At 56.4% G+C, this 3142-nt stretch carries 3 protein-coding genes and 4 tRNA genes; all 7 read right to left on the minus strand.

Annotated elements, in window-relative coordinates; genetic code table 11:
• Positions 1-118: 118 nt before the first annotated feature.
• Positions 119-194 (minus strand) — tRNA-Thr (locus tag DIT71_RS17465).
• A 21-nt stretch (positions 195-215) separates the two neighbouring features.
• Positions 216-290, minus strand: a tRNA-Gly gene (locus DIT71_RS17470).
• A gap of 10 nt (positions 291-300) precedes the next feature.
• Positions 301-384: transfer RNA gene (locus DIT71_RS17475), tRNA-Tyr, on the minus strand.
• Between the two features lie 42 nt (positions 385-426).
• Positions 427-502: transfer RNA gene (locus tag DIT71_RS17480), tRNA-Thr, on the minus strand.
• Between the two features lie 31 nt (positions 503-533).
• Positions 534-1259 carry a hypothetical protein gene (locus DIT71_RS17485; RefSeq protein ID WP_227538195.1) on the minus strand — a complete coding sequence of 242 codons (726 nt, stop codon included), beginning with the start codon at positions 1257-1259 and terminating at the stop codon, positions 534-536.
• Positions 1256-1993, minus strand: coding sequence for a type III pantothenate kinase (locus DIT71_RS17490; RefSeq protein WP_114614512.1), 738 nt, complete (start codon positions 1991-1993; stop codon positions 1256-1258). Before DIT71_RS17490 ends, DIT71_RS17485 begins: the two co-directional genes overlap by 4 nt.
• Positions 1990-2958 (minus strand): biotin--[acetyl-CoA-carboxylase] ligase, encoded by a 969-nt coding sequence (locus DIT71_RS17495; RefSeq protein ID WP_114614513.1) that lies wholly within the window; start codon positions 2956-2958, stop codon positions 1990-1992. Before DIT71_RS17495 ends, DIT71_RS17490 begins: the two co-directional genes overlap by 4 nt.
• Between the last annotated feature and the right edge of the window lie 184 nt (positions 2959-3142).

Raw genomic sequence — 3142 nt, forward strand, 5'->3', positions numbered from 1 at the left:
TGGTCTACGTGACCAATGGTGCCCACGTTTACGTGTGGCTTGTTACGTTCAAATTTTGCTTTAGACATTCGACCTATCTCCCTAATCAACCAGACCGTGACGTTGACCGGACAAATAATGGAGCTCATGACCGGAATTGAACCGGTGACCTCATCCTTACCAAGGATGTGCTCTACCGACTGAGCTACATGAGCGCTTTCAACACAACTTCAAATTGGAGCGGGCAGCGGGAATCGAACCCGCGTCATCAGCTTGGAAGGCTGAGGTAATAGCCACTATACGATGCCCGCGAGCAATAAGTGGTGGAGGGGGCAGGATTCGAACCTGCGAAGCTTTCGCGTCAGATTTACAGTCTGATCCCTTTGGCCACTCGGGAACCCCTCCGAGTCAGGCTCATCAACAACGAACCTGCTTAAAACTAAAAAGTGGAGCTGGCGGACGGAATCGAACCCCCGACCTGCTGATTACAAGTCAGCTGCTCTACCAACTGAGCTACGCCAGCTCAAATTCGCCTCTTCAGCGAGGGCGGTATACTACGGATTTTTAGGGTCTGTTGCAACACCTTGGCAGCCCCCGATTTCGACCAAGTCGAAATTGTTCCGGTAATCCGATTCTAGCGCCTCGACCGCGTCGGTTCCCGACATCAGTTCGACTTCAAAAACGAGGGCGTAGCTTATCTGATTTCGGGGGAAGTTGGCCAGTATTGCATTGAGATTCTGACGTTTTTTTTCTTCCAGAACCAATTCCGCCGCCTCCCTTGCCTCGAACAGGCCCAGGGAGATGGCATTTCTGTTCTCACCTCCCCTGATCAGATAGGAATCAATACCCCGACGCTGAAGGTCCCGAAACAACGCTTGCGCCCTGCCTTCGGGCTGGGGCGGGATAATCACCCAGTGTAACGGCGACAACTCCCGTTCCTGTTCGCGGACTTCGTGGGCGATTCCGGGGCTCCCCAGGGATAGGTAGGTAGCGCGCGCCGCATCAACGGTCTCGAACCAGCCAAGGCGAATACAATAAAGCTCTGGTACCGGCTCGCTCGGCACATCTACCAGCTCGACATGACCCAGCGCCGGCCTGGACGGCAACACCTGCTCTGAATCTGGCTGCTTGTCAGCTGCCACAGAACCGACCTTCAGGTCCGCAACCCGGGGCAGCACCTGACGCTCCAAGATGATGGCAACCCGGCCGGGCACAAACCTGTCGCCGTAAAACCAGAGCCCGACATTCGCCAGTAACAGCACAAGGGCAAGCCACCTCATTGCAGCGCCCATTCCTCATCGACCGCAGCGAGCCCGTTCAGCACCAGATAGGGGTCGTGGATAGCAGGTAGCCCCGCCCCAATCAGACCTGCCGCGTCACCACCTGTCACCAGCGTCCGATCCAATCCGAAATGGCCGCAATCCCGCGCTATTCTGGCCACCATCGCTTCCCGGAGCCACACTAGCCCGTGCTGAACACACTCAGTCGTTGAAGTACCCGGAGCACTCTGTTCAGCATCCAGGCTATCAAAGCCGATTCTGGCAGCATCCTGCTGGAGGGAGCGGAGCATCATCTGCTTGCCCGGCAGGATATACCCTCCCAGATGCTGGCCGGAACTTGCGACATAGTCGACAGTGATCGCGCTGCCAGCGTCGACAACAGCAAAGCCACCACCACCTGTTACCCGCCATCCACCACACATGGCATGCCAGCGGTCAGCCCCCATCCGGTGCACCTCGGCATAGGCATTAACCAGCTTGCCACGACGACTTTCAGCCCAATGAAAAACGACCGGTACGTCGTAGGTCGCCTCAAGGGACAGTTGCAGATGCTCACGCTTCCCCTCCGATATAACAGTAGATATCGCAATGCGCTCAATGGAGCCGGCCCACGGAAGCCAATGACGGGAAACGTCATCGTCACCCAACGTCCCGAAGCCGCTCTCAACAACTTTTTCACCAGCCAAGAGCTGCCATTTCATCCTGGTATTGCCAGCATCTATCAGCAGCTTCATGACTGTACCCGCAGACTTATTTCACCGGCACGGATGCTGACAACCTCTTCGCCATCTGACAGCAGGTAATTGCCGGAGTCGTCTATTCCGAGGCCTGTGCCGGCGAGCTCTCCATGGGTGGCTGTCAGCGGCTTTCCAGAAAAAATGTCACGACTCTGCCAGCGTGTTCTGAAGCCCCCGAAACCCTGACCAGTAAACTCGTTCACAGCCCTGAGCACCGATCTGATGATGGCTGCGGCAAGCTCATTCCGGCACCATCGGCGTTCCGGCAAGGCTCCGGCAAGGCTGCTCCAGGACTGATCAACTCCCGCCCCGTCTTTCATATGTACATTGAGACCAATACCAGCGACTACCTGGATGATACCTTCCTCGAGCTCGCCCTGAAGCTCTACAAGAATGCCGGAGAGCTTGCTGCCGCCAATAAAAATGTCATTCGGCCACTTCAGACCCACATCTGGCACGCCCTGCTCTTCCAATGCTTCAGCCACAGCAACTCCCAGCACCAGGCTCAGGCCATCCAGCATGGCAAAGCTGCCACGAAAGATAAGGCCCAGACTCAGGTAGAGGTTCTGACCACGGGGGCTTTGCCAAACCCGACCGCGCCGGCCGCGACCGGCTGTCTGACAATCCGCGACGCATACGGGAATGCGGCCGCCCCCCAATTCAGGGCGTCGACGCACAATTTCAGCATTGGTGGAGTCCACTTCATCCAGAACAATCAGGTCAATAGCGGAACCCAGAGGCGGCTCAAGGTGATCAAGAATCACCTCCTCATCGAGCAGGTCGATATCGGTAAGCAGACGGTAGCCCTTGCCTCGAATGGTCTCTATGCGGACACCCTCCCCCATTGCGCGCCGGATCTGTTTCCAGATCGCGGTCCGACTGATGCCAAGACGGGTGGCCAGCGACTCACCTGAGTGAACCTGGCCGTCCGCCAAAAGGCTGAGAAGAGCTCTGGATTTCATGGGAACATGCCTGCGTGATTAAATTGAATCAGGGCGGGATTAAACAACACGTAGAATAAAAAGACAAAGAACCAGCCGACATTGTACTGACGCCGGGCTCAGGATCACTTCATTTTCTTACCGGCAATAAAAAACCCCGTCAGCGGCAGCTGGCGGGGTTTTTCGGGTTTAAGAGCCTGACGAT

It is taken from the genome of Marinobacter vulgaris (assembly GCF_003344045.1).
In the GTDB taxonomy this organism is placed as follows: Bacteria; Pseudomonadota; Gammaproteobacteria; order Pseudomonadales; family Oleiphilaceae; genus Marinobacter; species Marinobacter vulgaris.